The organism is Citreicoccus inhibens (genome assembly GCF_019039035.1).
GTDB lineage: Bacteria > Myxococcota > Myxococcia > Myxococcales > Myxococcaceae > Citreicoccus > Citreicoccus inhibens.
In genome coordinates this window covers 21,886-36,136 of the sequence record NZ_JAHNZT010000031.1, presented here as the reverse complement: position 1 = coordinate 36,136, position 14,251 = coordinate 21,886, and the positions used below count along the sequence as shown (strand labels likewise).

Below are 14,251 nucleotides of genomic sequence, written 5' to 3'. Positions count from 1 at the left end.
TTGCCCGCTAGCGGCACTTCCACTCCGTCTTCTTCGCCGCCAGCTGCTCCGCGACGCCGTCTCCCGGCACCGCGTAGTCCTCCACCACCGTGAGATCCGAGCAGCCCCCCGCCCCCGAGAGCGCCTGCGACGCCTGACCCGAGCAGAAGGCCACCGCCTTGTTGAGGTCGGTGCTGCCTCGGTAGAACTCGAAGCCGAGCTTCCAGATGCGGCACGCCTTGCGCTTGTCCTCGCGATCCGCCCAGTGCTTGCCGCGGGAGTACGCCTTGGTGGCCATGTCCTGGAGGATGTTCTTCCGATAGAACGACGGGTGGCTCTCCGCCATGTTGGCCATGAGGCGCGTGTCCGTCTCCAGCGCCTCGCGGAAGAAGCCCGCGGCCTTCTCAGGGTCCTCGGCGGTCAACGCGCTCTCGCCCACCTTGAAGAGCTGGTCCACGTTGCCCATGTCCTTGACCAGCAGGTCCGTCTCCGCGTGGAACTGAGAAGCCTCGAAGTTGGACCGCAGCTTCTGGAGGGTGGCGAGCGCCTCGCTCCCACGGCCGAACCAGTAGTCCACCATCGCGGCCTGCATGAACTTGTTGACGTACTTCTTGTTGATCCACTGCCGCACCTCCGCGGCGGGATCCGGCGCGCGGTCGTCATCCGTGAAGATGATCTCCCGGTTGCACTTCCAGGGCTCCGCCTTCGGATTCACCTTGGCGCGCGCCACCAGGAAGCGCACGAGGAGCGCATCCTTCGGCCGCCACTCGTTGCGGCGCAGCTTGCCCTCCAGCCGCAACGAGAAGCCCAGCGGCGGAGTGAGTTCCTCCTGGTTCTGCGACGAGCACCAGACCTGGAGGAACTCGTCACACCGGGACACGGCCACTTCCCACTGGGAGTTGTTGAGGTAGCGCTTGCAGTCGTCCAAGGAGCGCTTGGAGAACTGCTCCGAGGCGTCCTTGGCCTTGGCCTTGGCGCGACGGAAGTACTCACTCTCCTTCGGAATCTTCTTGAAGGCTTCGAGCGCGTCCTTCTCCTTGAGGCGCTCCAGCGCCTTGACACCCGCCGCGAAGTTATCCGAGGCCTCGCGCTCCAGCTTGATGCGGCGGATGAGCGTGTTGCCTTCGGGGTTGATCGGGTCCAGGTCGAGCGCCTTGGTGCACGTCTCCTCGGCGCGCACCCAGTTCGGAGCGCCCTGCTCGTTGGACGCGAACGAGCGGCACTCGCTGAGCAAGTCCTGCAGCTGTGCGGCGGGATCCGTCGGCGCCGAGGGGCCCTTGCGCTCGATGGGCGTCTCGCCATTCGAGGCGCTGAGGGCCGCCTTGGCCACCGCGCCCACCACGAGCAGCCCCACCACGCCCAGCACGGCCATGATGAGCTTGCCCCGCCCTGGGGAAGCCTCCTCGGGGGCGCCGCGGCCCGAGCGCGAGGGCGTGGCCCCCCCACGACGCACCGGCGCGTCGAGCGCCTCCGGGGCCTCGAACGTCATCTCCACCACGCCAAACTGGAGGACGTCCCCAGCCTGAAGTTCGATGGGCTCGGGGCCCAGCACCTCGCCGTTGAGGAGCGTGCCGTTGGCACTGCCCAGGTCGCGCACCCGCACCACGGTGCCCGCGCGCTCCAGCTCCGCGTGGCGGCGGCTCACCGAGTCGTCCTCGAGGACGACGCCCGCAGGAGGCTGCCGCCCGACGAGGAGCTTGGCGCCGATGTTGAACGTCTTGCCCGCCCACGGGCCCGTCATGCCGCGCAGCATGGGGCCCGTGGCCGCGGTGGGTGCCCCGCCTGTGCTGCCCGCCACGGGCCGCGCGGGGCGCTTGGCGATCGCCGCGCCAGGCGCGGGCCCCGCAGCCTTCTTCTGCTGCAAGCTCGGCATGGCGCGCGTGGCGCGGGCCTCACCGGTCCCCAGCGGGACTCCGGGCGAAGACGCGGGCTTCACCGCCTTGCGCGCCCCCGACCCGCCGCGGGCCGAGGCCTTGAGCTGAAGCTCGTAATCGCCCAGCACCACCTTCGACTGTGGCGAGAGCGGCGCGGCCTCCTCGATGCGCTCCCCGTCGACGTAGGTGCCGTTGGCGCTCTTGAGGTCCTCGATGAAGACGCTGCCCCCCTCCTCGAAGACACGCGCGTGGTTGCGCGACACGCCGCCTTCGGTGAGGAGCAGGTCATTGCCTTCCTGGCGGCCAATCTTCAGCTCGCCAGTGAGGGCGTGTTCAGTCTCGCTGCCGTCAGGGTGACGGACGACCAGGGTAGCCATGGGCGCGTCAGTCCTCGCGGAAGATGCTCATGTTCACGGGAATGCCTTTGCGCTGAAGCTCGTCGTAGAACTTCGGCACGAAGCCCGACGCCACGAAGCGGCCACGCACCTTGTGGTCCTCCGTGAACCCGTCCTGCTTGAAGTAGAAGATGTCCTGGAGGGTCACGATGTCGACCTCCATGCCGGACACCTCGGTGACGTAGCAGATCTTCCGCGTGCCGTCGGAGAAGCGCGTCTGCTGCACGATCATGTGCACCGCGCTGGCGATCTGCTCACGGATGGCCTTCACCGGCAGCTCCATGCCGGACATGAGCACCATCGTCTCCAGTCGGGCGATGGCGTCGCGCGGCGTGTTCGCGTGCAGCGTGGTGAGCGAGCCGTCGTGGCCGGTGTTCATGGCCTGGAGCATGTCCAGCGTCTCACCGGAGCGGCACTCACCCACGACGATGCGATCCGGCCGCATGCGCAGGCAGTTCTTCACCAGGTCGCGGATGGTGATGGCGCCCTTGCCTTCCAGGTTGGGCGGGCGGCTCTCCAACTGCACCCAGTGGTCCTGCGGCAACTGCAGCTCGGCGGCGTCCTCCACCGTGACGATGCGCTCGCTGTCGGGGATGAACGAGCTGATGATGTTCAGCGTCGTCGTCTTCCCCGAGCCCGTGCCGCCCGAGATGACGATGTTGCGCCGGGCCTTCACGCACATCTCCAGGAACTCGGCCATCTGCGCGGTGAGCGTCTTGTACTTCACCAGGTCCTGGATCTTCAGCGAGTCCTTCTTGAACTTGCGGATGGTGATGCAGGGCCCCTTGAGCGCCAGCGGCGGGATGATGGCGTTCACGCGGCTGCCGTCCTTGAGGCGCGCGTCCACCAACGGGCTCGACTCATCGATGCGGCGGCCGATGGGCGCCACGATGCGTTCGATGACGCCGAGCACCGCCTGGTTCGACGAGAACGTCTTCTCGGAGAGCGTCAGCTTGCCCTTGCGCTCGATGTAGATCTGGTTGGCGTGGTTCACCATGATCTCGCTGATCTCATCCGACGCGAGGAACGCCTCGAGGGGCCCCAGGCCCAGCGCCTCGTTGATGACGTCGGTGAGCAGCTCTTCGCGGTCCACGTCCTCGGGCAACTCACCGTCCGCGTCCATCTGGTCGATGATGTCGCGGATGGCCTTCTCGGTCCGGCGCCAGAGTTCCTCGTCACCGAGCCGGTCCATGTCCATGCGACGCAGATCGAGGTACTCGATGAGCCGGTCGTGGATCTCCTTCTGCAAGCGCGAGTAGCGCTCCAGACGGGGGTCCACCTTCTTCTTGTTCTTCGCCATCGCCGCGGCGAGCGACGCGGGCATGTTCTTCGCGGGAGCCGCCGGAGCAGGAGCCTCCTCGGGGGCCTCGTCCTCGTAGGCCTCCTCTTCCTCCTCGTAGGCCTCCTCGCCGCCCTCGTCGTAGTACTCCTCCTCGGGAGCGGCGGTGCGCGTCATCGCGGGCGCCTCCTCATCGAGGATCTCCGCGTTGATGATGTAGTCGCCGATGTAGATCTGATCGGACGGCTTGAGCACCTGCGGCGCGCCGATCTTCTTGCCGTTCACGAAGGTGCCGTTCGTGGACTTCATGTCCACGATGATGCACTTGCCGTCCTTCGCGACGATGCGGGAATGGTATTTGGAGACGTTGCCCTTCGCGAGGACGATGTCGTTTCCTGCAAGACGGCCGATCGTGATCTCGTTCTTGTCGAACTCACGCTGCTCGGTTCCGCCGCCCTTTTCCGCGAGGGTGATCAGAAACATGGGGGCGGATCCTACCAAGCGCCCACGCCACCTCAAAGGGCGCTGCTCGTCTCCCGCGCACGACGCCGGAAAGAAACCGGGCCGGCACCCACCTCTGGAAGAGAGGCGAGCCCGGCCCGTCACCGCGAAGGTGGCCCCCAAGGGGCCCCTTGCTCAGTCGAAGATGTTGAAGTTCACCTCGGAGCGCGCCTGCTTGTAGCGGCTCTTCACGTCCTCGATGATGGTCCGGACCTTGTCGGAGTCCGGGTTCACGATGCGCGGCGTGACGAAGATGACCAGCTCGCGCTTGGTCGTGTCGAACGCGCGGTTCTTGAACAGCTCGCCCACGATGGGGATGTTGCCCAGGCCCGGAATCTTCGAGACGGCCTTCTGCTCGTCGTGGCTGAACACACCCGACAGCACGATGGTCTCGCCGTGGCGCACGGTGACGTTCGTCTTCACCTTGCGGGTCCGGAAGCCGGGGATGGCGGACGAACCACCGAAGGAGACAGCCACCGACGTGTCGATCTCCGACGCCTCGGCCTCGACCTCGGTCTGGATGTTGCCGTTGCGGTCCGCCGTGGGGCGGATGTTCAGGATGACGCCGTAGGGCTTGAACTCGACCGTGGCCTGGGTGTTGGTGATGAGGGGGATGGGGACCTCGCCGCCCGCCAGGAACTCCGCCTTCTCACCGCTGGCGCACACCAGCTTCGGCTGGGCGAGCAGACGGCCGTAGCCGTCGTTGCTCTGGAAGCCCACCGTGAACGCCGAGCCCGCGCCAATGCCAATCTGCGAGGCGCCCTGCCCGAACGTCCCCGGGAACAGCTCCTGGGTGATGTTGGCCGCGATGCTCGCCGTGCCCGTGATGTCCGTGGGGTACTTGATGCCGTACCGGTCGCGGCTGTCGCGGCGGATTTCAACGAACTGGACCTCGGTGAGGATCATCCGCTTGATGCCGACCACCAGCAGGTTCTCCACCTTCTCGCCGATGGCCTTGGTGATGAGCTCGGCCTTCTGCAGGTCCTGCTGGCTCTCCACGGAGCCCTCCAGGAAGATGGTGGCGCCCACCACGTTGGCCTGCACGTTGCGCAGCCCGGCCTTCTGGAAGGCCGCGTTGAGGTTCTGCGCCACCAGCTTCTTCGCGTTGGGGGCGATCTTCACGAACGACTTCACGTTCGGATAGAGGCTCACCACCTGCTCGATGCGGTCCGCGTCCTGGGTCGTGTAGGCCTGACCGTCCAGGTAGATGCGGTCACCCACCATGCGCACCGAGACACCCTCGATCTCTCCCAGGAGTCGCTTGATCTCCGAGATGACCTCGTTGGGGTCCTGCTTGCGGACGGTGACGTTGTAGCTGACGCGCTGGCCCGACGTCTTCCAGACGAGCAGCGTCGTCTTGCCTTCCTGCTTACCCGTGATGAGCAGCTGGCTGGTGCCCAGCGTGCTCACGTCGGCGACGGACGGGTCGCCGAGGGCGACACGGCTGAGGCCGGGGATGCTGACCACCTTCTGGGTGCCCACTCCCAGGCTGACGGTGCTGCCCTCCTGGGCCAGCGCCGGAGCACTGGCCACGAGAGCGACGAGAGCGCCAAGTGCCGCAGCGTGCGTGAAGCGTGTGTACATCGTACGAGACCCCTCTTCCGCGTTCCGAATCCGAGCTAACCCAAAGTCTTGTGCTGCCACCACATGGCCCAGAAGGTGCCAAGCGCGATGGCCACCCCGTAGGGAATGCTGTGCCGCGGCCCGATGTCCGCGTCCTCGCGCAACAACCGCGCCCGCACCGCCCACCGCCGCCCCACCGCCGCCAGCGTGTCCCACACGGCGCCATGCCACAGCAACGTCACCGTTGCCTGCAGCGCGCCCACCAGCGAGATGAAGGCCGCCGCCGCGAGCACCGCCGGAAAACCCAGCACCGCGCCCACGCCAGCCATCAGCTTCACGTCACCCCACCCCATCCGCCCCCGCAACGCGCCGGGAAGGAGCACCAACGACAGCCCCAGTCCCGACACCGCCCCGCTCACCAACCCCTGCTCCAGACCGCCCCACCCCTCGGTGGCCAGACGCGTGCCCAGCGCCACCACCAGCAGCGGGTAGGTGACGACATCCAGGATCCGGCGGCGCAGGACATCCGTCACCACCGAGATCACCAGTGCCACTCCGAGGATCGTCCACAGCGCGAGCTGAGCAGGTGTCATCCGGCACCTGTCCCCTTCGCGGACAGGCGTCCGGTATCAAACCAGGGACGCCTGGATCCCGTCAATTGGCGAACAGCGGGAAGCCCTCGGGTCGGAGCTGACGCTCACCGGACCAGGAGGCGAATCTTCTCGCTGCAGATGAAGTACTCGTCCCCGTCTTCAATCTTCCGGCGCTTGATGCGGTTCTTGTTGAACCACGTGCCGTTGGACGAACCCAGGTCCTCGATGAAGAACTCGCCGCCGTCGTGGGTGATGACGGCGTGCTCGCGCGACACCTTGCCCGAGTTGATGACGAAGTCGCAGTGCTTGCCGCGACCGATGACGAAGCGCTCCTTGACGATCTGCTCCTCGTCCCCGGACTCGGTCACCAGGTAGAGGGCCGCGCCCTCCTCGGCGAGTTCGTCGGCGCTCTCCTCTTCCTCCGGCTCGGGCTCGGCGGGCTCGTCGGGCATGTCCTCCATGCCCGGGTCCTCGCTGTCCGGCAGGGGCTCCTCGTCCTCGACCATGTCGTCGTTGGGAGGAGGCGGCTCGTTCTTCCCCTTGATGAGCCGCTCCAACTCCGCGGCCGTCTCCAACACGCGCTCCGCGACCTCGCGACGCGCCGGGTCATTGTCGAGCCCGTTGTTGGCGGAGGCGCGCTCCTCGGCGAGGCGCGGCGGAGGGCGGGCAGCCGGAGCCGGCTGCGGGGTCGGCTCCAGGCGGGGGGCCGGCGCGGGCGCGAGCACCGGCGGAGACGCGGGCCGGGACGGCGGTGCGGCGGCAGCGGGACGGGCAGCAGCAGCTGGCGCGGGTGCCACGGCGGCGGAGGCCTCTGCCCGGCCTCTCGCCTCGATGAACCCATTCAGCCGGGCGAACATGAACAGCGCCTGATTGATGAGCGCGTCACGATCGGAGCCCATCTGCTGGGCCATGTCTTCGTACGTCTCCCACAGGTGGTCGGCGATGCCGACCTTGCGGGCAGGGCGGGAGTTCTGATCGATCATCGGTCTTGACTCGGCGAAACTGGACGCTTCGGACGATAGCAGACCACTCTCGGCCCGCCCAGTTTACTGGAACGAGCGCACCGCCCGGGCGTTGGCCTCGTTGTCCAACACGAGCTGGAGCGTGACCTGGAGGATGCCGTCGGCTGACGGGTAGGCGATATAGGCCTCGGTATTCGAGTTGACGTCGGCCGCGACCACGGGTCCCGGCAAGCGAAACGCGCTCAACCCCGACGTGCTCGAGTTGTCCACCGAGAACACGTACGGACGGTATCCCGACGACAGGGACACCACGTAGCGATCCCCCGCCTGCACCGTGGTGTAGTTGATGTACAGGAACACCGAGTACGGCGTGGTCGGGAAGTCGCCGGTGCCGAACGTGTCCGGGTGGTAGTAGTACGACGAGGGCTGCAGGACCTCGTAGTAGGTCGCGCCCGCGAGCCGGCGGACGTAGTTGTCGCTGGTCTCCGTCCCCGAGTAGAGGACGAACTTCTCGGCCCCGTCCGCGAGCACCGAGAACCGCCCATAGGTGGCGCAGTCGGTGGGCAGCGGCGTCACTGCGGTGTCGAGGATCTGCACCCGTCCATCGCTTAGCGCGACCTTCTTGACCCGCACATACGTGCCGCACGCGACCGTATCCGTCTGCAGCGAGATGAGGTCGTTGTCCTGGATGAGCGCGGCCTGGGTCGCGTCCACGGTCAGCAGGGGGCTGGTGACATCCCGGGCCACGGCTGAGATTCCCGGCAGGACTCCGTTGGCGACGATGCGCCAGACGATGCTCGGGAGCGAGCCGCCACACAGGCTGTTCGTGTCCTTGCACACGGGCTTGACGTTGAGCGGATCCATCGGATCCCGGTAGCCCTGGATGACCTGGACCGCTGGCTCGGGCGGCTTAGGAGACCGCGCCACTTCCAGCGCGTCCCGCAGCTCGACATTCACGGTCGGCACGGACGTCGACAGGTTGAGCGCGCGGCGCGTGTCGGCGCTGAACAGCGTGATGGTGCCATCCGAGGACGGCATGATCCCCAGCAGCGGCGGGTAGAGGGGTTTGTCGGTCCGGTTGTTGATGTTCAGGCCCCGGTGCAGAGTCAGCCCGGTGGGCAGGCCCGCGGGAGGCAGCAGCGTGAGCATGTCCGCGCCCGTGACGTCCTTGGCGAGGGTCCCCGTCACGGAATCGATCGCGATGACGCCCACGCAGCTGTCACCCGTGCAGGTCAGCTCATCGAGCACCGCGTAGATGAAGCGCCCGGCCCCCATCCCCGGGACGGGCTCGAAGACGATGTTGCCATTCGCGTCCGGATTGACTTTGCCATTCGCGTCCATGACCGCCGATTGGACGACGGGGTGCGTGGCCAGCAGTCGCGCGGCGATGGCCGTTCCCGTCCCCGCGCCCTGCTCGGGCCGCGTATAGGTGACCAGCGGCGTCTGCCTCGGCCCCGCGGCGGTGACCTCGCCGCGAATGCGGATGGTCCGGCTCAGGCTCGCGCCAGGAGTGGCCGCGGAACGATTCACGTTGCGCAGCGCCACCGCCAGCGGCTCGGGCTCCCCGGGGTCATCGACCTTGGGCTCCCCGGAGGCATCGCGCTTGGGCAACACCTCGGGCAACACCAGGAGCGACAGCGCGGACTCCTGCGGCTCCATGCAGAAGACCGGCGTGGGCGCGGGCAGCGAGGTGCTCCCGAGCGCCTCCGGCCCCGGCAGCTCCTGCCGCATGATGACGCCCACTCCCGCAGGGCACGCCGTCGCATCCATGCCGGTCGGCTGGGTCTGCAAGGCGTAGTAGAGCACGCTGGGCGCGCCAGCAGCCGCCGGAGCCCGCGCCGCGAACGCCGTCAGCAGCGCGCCCACGTCCAGGCGCTGGACCTCGACGAGATTCTTGCGATCCGCGGCCACCACGGAGATGCGCTGGCCGCCGGAGCTGCGGGCATACACATAAGGGCCTATGACATCGAAGCCCGCGTCGTCGTAGCCCGTGTCCTTCGTGAGCGCGTCCGGCCGCTCCAGGACAGGGATGGCCAGGGGCTGCAACGGGTTGGGCGCGGGGATGAACTGCCGCGGCGAGATGTTCAGGTCCAGCACGCGCAGCTCGTTCTGGTCCTGCGACGTCACGAAGACGAGCTGGTCCACGAGCGCCACGTCATAGGTGCCAGACAGGCCCGCGATGCCCGCGGTCGTCGTCGTATCGGAGCACGCCCCGGTCAGGCCGGCGGCGCCCAGCATCAGGGCGGCAAGGGTGCTGCGCTTCACGGGTTGTTCTCCTCACACACGCTGGTGCCTTGGCGCAGATCGCGCTCCTGGCGCGTGCCAATGCGCGCGACGAGGCGCGCATCTTGGGGGCGATTGAGATCCGGGATGTCCACCACGGTGACCTGGCCCGCTCCGAAGTTCGTCACGAAAACCCGGGCCGCGTTGATCCGTCCCGCGGCCCCCGCGGCCAACTCTCCGTCCGGATTGTCCACGGCCAGCCCGAAGGACTGCGTGGGGTTCGTGTTCTGGTTCAAGCCGGTGCCGAGCGCTACCTGCGCCACGACCTGCCCCAGCTTCTCGTCATAGAGAGACAGGGCGCCATCCGTCGTGCTCGTCACCGCGATGATGTTGTCGCCCACCGAGCCCTTCGAGCGGCGCACCAACCGCAGCTCGCTCGTTCCACCCGGCATCGGCACGGTCGAGACGATGCGGAACGAGGGAGTGCTCGGGCGCACCTCGCCCAAGGCCGGATCCGGCAGCTTGTACTCGAAGTCGAAGACGAGCAGCGTGTCTGGCCCTCGGGCCAGCATGTAGAGCCGCTCCTTGCGCACCAGCGGCGCGGCGGGGTCCACCGGAGCACGCACCACCTGCGCCCCACGCGCCTCGCTGATCCGGACCTGGGAGAAGACGTTCGGCTCGATGACGTGCGTGTGGTCGAACTTGTCGACCAGCCGCAGGATGAAGCTGGCGCCCACCGTGCCCGACGACCCCTGCACGTAGTTGCGACCGGTGACGTAGAGGTACCCATCCCCCACCGCCGTCGCGTCCGTGCCGCCGTACGTGAGGCCATCCCGCGACAGCAAGATGAACTCCAGGTTGTCCCGGACGGGATTGTCCGCCGGCACCGAGACCAGATAGTTCGCGAAGTTCTTACTCGTGCGCGCCGGAGAGTCCGCCGCCTCCGAGTGCGTCACGTAGACAGAACCCGAGGCCGGATCCACCGTGACGCCGATCGGCGAAGGCGCCCTCGGAAGGTCGGCTGCCGAGTGCGGGATGTCGCTCGTGAGCGACAGCGCATTCTGAGCACAGTCACGCCCGGCGCCGCTCTGCGCGCACGCCAGTGCGCCCGTGCCGCCATCCAGCTTGAAATCGATGGCGTGCAGGAAGTTGTTCTTCGCCCGAGACGGCACGAAGAGGCGCGGCAGCCCGCCGTTGCCGGGGTTGCTCCACGAGGCCATCTCCCCCGCGAAGCTGTCGATTTGAACGTACGCCTCGGAGGGCACGTTCAGCTCGGTGATCTCCAGCGGCGTGCCGCTGAAGGGCTGAGCGGGGTCCAGGGTGGGCAGCGGCTTGCCTTGCCCCTGTCCAATCGAATCCAGGTTGACCGCCATGACCGCGCCGCTGTCGAAGCAGCTGTCGAAGTTGGCGCTCGCGACGAAGAGGTAGCCGTTGGTGGACGGCGGAAGGCTGCCCGCGGGTCGCCAGAACTCAAGGCCGCTTGGGTACACGAAGCGGGTCGAGGGAGACGGGTGTGACTCGGTGGTGGCCGAGCACGACGCGAGCAGGAGCAGCGCGGAGGTCAGGAAGGAGGGGCGCATCAGAGGGGGGCGGAGTGTAGGAACGGGCCCCGTCGCGGGCAACTGCAAAGGGCTCGCCGTATTCCCGGACGCCCGCCACCCAACGCCTTGGGACACCCGGGGAGGCAAGCAGCCACCCCGGGAATCCCGGTGCCCGCCCCCTCCCCAGGGGGGCTCAGGCCGCGGACGCGGGCGCCTCGGCCTGGATCTTCGAGAAGTCGGCCACCTGATTGAACAGGGCACCAATCTCCGTGAGGAACCGGATGCGGTTCTCGCGGAGGTCCTTGTCCTCCGCCATCACCATCACCTTGTCGAAGAAGACGTCCACGGCGGGCTTCAGGCTGGTGATCTCCCGCAGCGCCCCCGCGAAGTCGTCCGTGCCCACCAGCGAGCCCACCTTGGCGCGCGCCTGGGTGAAGGCCGCGTGCAGGTTGCGCTCGGGCTCGTCGGTGAACTTCTGGGGATTCGTCTGCCCCTCCGCGACGTCCTTGCCCTGCTTCTCGACGATGTTCGCCACGCGCTTGAACGCCACCGCGAGCGGCTGGAAGTCCGCGCGCCCCACGAGCAGGCTCAGCGCCTCCACCCGCTTGTGCGCCGCCACCAGGTCATCGAACCCCGCGGACAGCACGGCCTCCACGACGTCCGTGCGGTGGTGCTCTCCCCACAGCGCCTTGAGACGGCCGCGGAAGAACTCCAGCACCTGCTCGCGCGGCGAGGCCTCGCCGGGCTTGCGCTTCACGTTGGCGATCTTCGGCGCAAGCAAGCGGAGCGCCTCATCCACCGCGCCGGAGAGGCTGAAGCGATAGCCACGCCCCAACACGATGCGGATGATGGACAGGCAGGCGCGACGCAGCGCGAACGGGTCCGCCGCGCCCGATGGCGCCTTGCCGATGGCGAAGATGCCGCACAGCGAATCGAGCCGGTCCGCGAGGCCAACGAAGGCGCCACCATCCTGCGACGGCAGCGCGTCTTCGGCGCCGCGCGGCAGGTAGTGCTCGAAGATGGCGACCGCCACCGCCTCCGGCTCGCCGCCGGCGCGCGCGTACTCGCGGCCCATCACCCCTTGAAGCTCGGGGAACTCGCCCACCATGCCCGTGACGAGGTCCGCCTTGGACAGCGTCGCGGCGCGCTCGATGGTGGCCGCCTCGCTCGCCTTGCCGGAGCGCTCTGCCAGCCAGACGGCCAGCGAGCGGAACCGCTCCACCTTGTCCAGATAGGTGCCGAGTTGATTCTGCCACACCACGCGGCCCAGCTTCTCCACGCGGTCCGCCAGCGGCGTCTTGCGGTCCTCATCGAAGAAGAACCGTCCGTCCGCCAGACGCGAGCGCAGCACGCGCTCATACCCCCGCAGGCTGAGCTGCGAGTCGCGCACGGGCGTGTTGGACACGGCGATGAACTTGGGCAGCAGCTTCCCCTGCCCGTCCACCAGCGAGAAGTAGCGCTGGTGACTCTTCATCTCCTGCACCAGCACCTCGGGCGGCAGGTCCAGGTGACGCGCCTCGAACGTGCCCACCACGGGATTCGGCAGCTCGATCAGGTTGGTGACCTGATCCATCAGCCCCTCATCCTCCAGCACCGCGCCGCCCGCGGACTGGGCGGCGGCGCGCACCCGCTCCACGAGGAGCGCGCGGCGCTTGGCGAGGTCCGGGATGACGTGCGCCCTCTCCAGCGCGGCCTCGTAGTCCTTCGGCCCCGCCACCTCGATGGCGCCCGGGGCCAGGAAGCGGTGGCCATAGGTGGTGCGCCCGCTCTTCACGTCGCCGAACACCACCGGCAACACCTCGCCGCCCAACAGCGCGATCATCCACTGCACCGGGCGCGCGAAGGACACGTCCACGTCGCCCCAGCGCATGGACTTGCGGAAGTTCACGCCGTGCACCGCCGCGTGCAGCGCGTCCTGGAGCACCGCGGCGGCCGGACGGCCCTTCTCCTCGACCCGCGCGGACACGTACTCGCCCTTGGGGGTCTGCGTCCGCCCGAGCGCGGACACGTCCAGCTTGAGGCTCTCGGCGAACTTCTCCGCGGCCTTGGTGGCCTTGCCCTGCGCGTCGAAGGCGGCCTTGGCGCTGGGCCCGAGGACATCCTTCACCACGTCGTCGCCCGCGTCGGCGATGTCGCGCACGATGACGGCCAGACGGCGCGGCGTGCCCAGCGTGCGCACTTCGCCGTGCTTCAGGCGCGCTTCCGCCATCCGCTCGGTGAGCACGCGCTTCAGGTCTTCCAGCGCGGGGGTGATGAACGACGCCGGAATCTCCTCGGCGCCCACCTCCAGGAGAAGATCACGCGCCACGGGCCACCTCCGCCTTGTCCTTCTTCTCCACCGGCTTGTTGAGCTGCACCGTCTTCCAGTAGTCGCTCGCGGGCTTGCCCTCGAGCACGGGCGGCTGCTCGCCCACGGTCCACGGCGTCTTGGTCAGCGGATAGCCCAGGCGCTCGCGCATCTGGAGGTAGCCCTCCGCGCACAGCCGCGCGTTGTCGCGCACGCGCTTGATAAAGTTGGCGCGCTCCGTGACGGAGATGGCGCCGCGCGCATCCAGCAGGTTGAACGTGTGCGAGCACTTCAGCGCGTAGTCGTAGGCCGGCAGCGGCAGCTTTCGCTCGATGAGGCGCTTGCACTCCTTCTCGTACGCGTCGAACAGCGCGAAGAGCATCTGCGGATCCGACTGGTGGAGCGCGTACTCGCTCATCTCCACTTCGTTCGGATGGAAGATCTCCCGGTACTTCACGCCCTTGACCCACTCGAGGTCGAAGACGTTCTCCACGCTCTGCAGATAGGTGCAGAGGCGCTCCAGTCCGTAGGTGATCTCCGCGGCGACCGGCCTGCAGTCAAAACCACCGCACTGCTGGAAGTAGGTGAACTGGGTGATCTCCTGCCCGTCACACCACACTTCCCAACCGAGGCCCCACGCGCCCAGCGTCGGAGACTCCCAGTCGTCCTCGACGAACCGGATGTCGTGCGCGAGCGGATCCACGCCAATCTTCCGGAGCGACTCCAGGTACAGCTCCTGGACGTTCTTCGGCGCGGGCTTGAGGATGACCTGGAACTGGTGGTGTTGGAACAGACGGTTCGGGTTCTCACCGAAGCGACCATCCGCGGGGCGACGCGACGGCTGCACGTACGCCACATTCCAGGGCTCGGGACCGAGCGCGCGAAGGAATGTATAGGGCGCCATGGTCCCTGCTCCCACCTCAGTGTCGTACGACTGGGTGATGATGCAGCCCTGGTTGGCCCAGTGATTCTGGAGCGTGAGGATCAGGTCCTGGAAGTACATAGCTGGCGAGTCCTTCTCGCAGTGCGTCGAAGGAAAGACGCGCGGACCCTA

9 protein-coding genes are annotated in these 14,251 nt (G+C 67.7%); all 9 read right to left on the bottom strand.

Annotation, left to right across the window (positions count from 1 at the left end; genetic code table 11):
• Window positions 1-7: 7 nt before the first annotated feature.
• Entirely contained in the window at window positions 8-2,230 is a 2,223-nt protein-coding gene (locus KRR26_RS27820; RefSeq protein WP_120209841.1) for an FHA domain-containing protein, read from the bottom strand.
• Between the two features lie 7 nt (window positions 2,231-2,237).
• Window positions 2,238-4,010 carry an ATPase, T2SS/T4P/T4SS family gene (locus KRR26_RS27815; RefSeq protein WP_120209842.1) on the bottom strand — a complete coding sequence of 591 codons (1,773 nt, stop codon included), beginning with the start codon at window positions 4,008-4,010 and terminating at the stop codon, window positions 2,238-2,240.
• A gap of 153 nt (window positions 4,011-4,163) precedes the next feature.
• Entirely contained in the window at window positions 4,164-5,612 is a 1,449-nt protein-coding gene (locus KRR26_RS27810) for a type II and III secretion system protein family protein (protein WP_120209843.1), read from the bottom strand.
• Window positions 5,613-5,647: 35 nt separating this feature from the next.
• Window positions 5,648-6,184, bottom strand: coding sequence for an A24 family peptidase (locus KRR26_RS27805; RefSeq protein ID WP_120209844.1), 537 nt, complete (start codon window positions 6,182-6,184; stop codon window positions 5,648-5,650).
• 104 nt (window positions 6,185-6,288) lie between these two features.
• Window positions 6,289-7,167, bottom strand: coding sequence for an FHA domain-containing protein (locus KRR26_RS27800; RefSeq protein ID WP_217081265.1), 879 nt, complete (start codon window positions 7,165-7,167; stop codon window positions 6,289-6,291).
• A 63-nt stretch (window positions 7,168-7,230) separates the two neighbouring features.
• Window positions 7,231-9,411, bottom strand: coding sequence for a hypothetical protein (locus tag KRR26_RS27795; RefSeq protein ID WP_217081264.1), 2,181 nt, complete (start codon window positions 9,409-9,411; stop codon window positions 7,231-7,233).
• Window positions 9,408-10,949 (bottom strand): YncE family protein, encoded by a 1,542-nt coding sequence (locus KRR26_RS27790; protein WP_217081263.1) that lies wholly within the window; start codon window positions 10,947-10,949, stop codon window positions 9,408-9,410. Before KRR26_RS27790 ends, KRR26_RS27795 begins: the two co-directional genes overlap by 4 nt.
• Before the next feature lie 154 nt (window positions 10,950-11,103).
• On the bottom strand, window positions 11,104-13,218 hold the full coding sequence (gene glyS / locus KRR26_RS27785) for a glycine--tRNA ligase subunit beta (RefSeq protein WP_217081262.1): 2,115 nt from the start codon (window positions 13,216-13,218) through the stop codon (window positions 11,104-11,106).
• On the bottom strand, window positions 13,208-14,200 hold the full coding sequence (gene glyQ / locus KRR26_RS27780) for a glycine--tRNA ligase subunit alpha (RefSeq protein WP_217081261.1): 993 nt from the start codon (window positions 14,198-14,200) through the stop codon (window positions 13,208-13,210). The genes glyS and glyQ overlap by 11 nt, the downstream gene beginning before the upstream one ends.
• Window positions 14,201-14,251 lie beyond the last annotated feature (51 nt).

Coding starts and splice junctions, on each gene's coding strand:
- KRR26_RS27810 (WP_120209843.1), bottom strand. CDS start 5,612: ATGTACACACGCTTCACGCACGCTGCGGCACTTGGCGCTCTCGTCGCT.
- KRR26_RS27820 (WP_120209841.1), bottom strand. CDS start 2,230: ATGGCTACCCTGGTCGTCCGTCACCCTGACGGCAGCGAGACTGAACAC.
- KRR26_RS27805 (WP_120209844.1), bottom strand. CDS start 6,184: ATGACACCTGCTCAGCTCGCGCTGTGGACGATCCTCGGAGTGGCACTG.
- KRR26_RS27790 (WP_217081263.1), bottom strand. CDS start 10,949: ATGCGCCCCTCCTTCCTGACCTCCGCGCTGCTCCTGCTCGCGTCGTGC.
- KRR26_RS27800 (WP_217081265.1), bottom strand. CDS start 7,167: ATGATCGATCAGAACTCCCGCCCTGCCCGCAAGGTCGGCATCGCCGAC.
- KRR26_RS27815 (WP_120209842.1), bottom strand. CDS start 4,010: ATGTTTCTGATCACCCTCGCGGAAAAGGGCGGCGGAACCGAGCAGCGT.
- glyQ (WP_217081261.1), bottom strand. CDS start 14,200: ATGTACTTCCAGGACCTGATCCTCACGCTCCAGAATCACTGGGCCAAC.